The organism is Microbacterium testaceum (assembly GCF_001476285.1).
Lineage (GTDB): Bacteria > Actinomycetota > Actinomycetes > Actinomycetales > Microbacteriaceae > Microbacterium > Microbacterium testaceum_B.
This window is the reverse complement of sequence record NZ_LDRU01000170.1, coordinates 1-1,010: the sequence shown is the minus strand read 5'-3', so window position 1 is coordinate 1,010 and position 1,010 is coordinate 1. Positions and strand designations below refer to the sequence as shown.

General features: G+C 69.6%; 2 protein-coding genes. One reads left to right on the top strand and one right to left on the bottom strand.

Annotated elements, in window-relative coordinates; all coding sequences use genetic code 11:
• The coding region (locus NS283_RS18200; protein ID WP_153003429.1) for a hypothetical protein at positions 1–764 on the bottom strand (764 nt) is incomplete at its 3' end.
• On the opposite strand from NS283_RS18200, the gene NS283_RS18195 reads away from it, so the two are divergent.
• Positions 745–1,010 (top strand): hypothetical protein (locus tag NS283_RS18195; protein WP_153003428.1); only part of this gene is annotated, 266 nt, incomplete at its 3' end. The two genes, NS283_RS18200 and NS283_RS18195, sit on opposite strands and share 20 nt — an antisense overlap.

Genomic DNA, 1,010 nt, shown 5'->3' with positions numbered 1-1,010 from the left:
CTCGAATAGAAGAGGTTGTACCGCACGTACTGATCGATGCCGGCCCGGAGCGCGTTGCCCGTCCAGAGCCAGAGGGCGAGGACTGCCGCCACCGCGACGACCGCGGCGACCACTGCGGCGGCGAAGAGCAGACGGCGACGCAGGAGGACCACGCCGAGCACCACGACGAGGACGAGTCCGACGACGTTGTTCATACGGGTGAACAGTCCCGTGGCGAGCGCGATGCCGAGCAGCAGTCCCCGGTGGCGGCAGTCCTCGCCCTCTGGCTCTGGACGGGCAACGCGCTCCGGGCCGGCATCGATCAGTACGTGCGGTACAACCTCTTCTATTCGAGCGGGACGACGGCCTCGGACCGTCTCTCGGCGTTCGGCACCCTCGCGCAGCTGCTCGCCTCCGGTGCTGTGGTGGTGGCCGTTCTCCTTCTCGCCGGGGCCTGGCTCGCCCGGGGGCGGAAAGCGGATGCCGACGGCACACCGTCCTTCGTCGCGGCGATGTTCTTCGCCGTCGGCATCCGCTTTCCGCCCCCGGGCGAGCCAGGCCCCGGCGAGAAGGAGAACGGCCACCACCACAGCACCGGAGGCGAGCAGCTGCGCGAGGGTGCCGAACGCCGAGAGACGGTCCGAGGCCGTCGTCCCGCTCGAATAGAAGAGGTTGTACCGCACGTACTGATCGATGCCGGCCCGGAGGGCGTTTCCCGTCCAGCGCCAGAGGGCGAGGACTGCCGCCACCGCGACGACCGCGGCCGTGGGACTGCTGCTCGGCATCGCGCTCGCCACGGGACTGTTCACCCGTATGAACAACGTCGTCGGACTCGTCCTCGTCGTGGTGCTCGGCGTGGTCCTCCTGCGTCGCCGTCTGCTCTTCGCCGCCGCAGTGGTCGCCGCGGTCGTCGCGGTGGCGGCAGTCCTCGCCCTCTGGCTCTGGACGGGCAACGCGCTCCGGGCCGGCATCGATCAGTACGTGCGGTACAACCTCTTCTATTCGAGCGGGACGACGGCCTCGGACCGTCT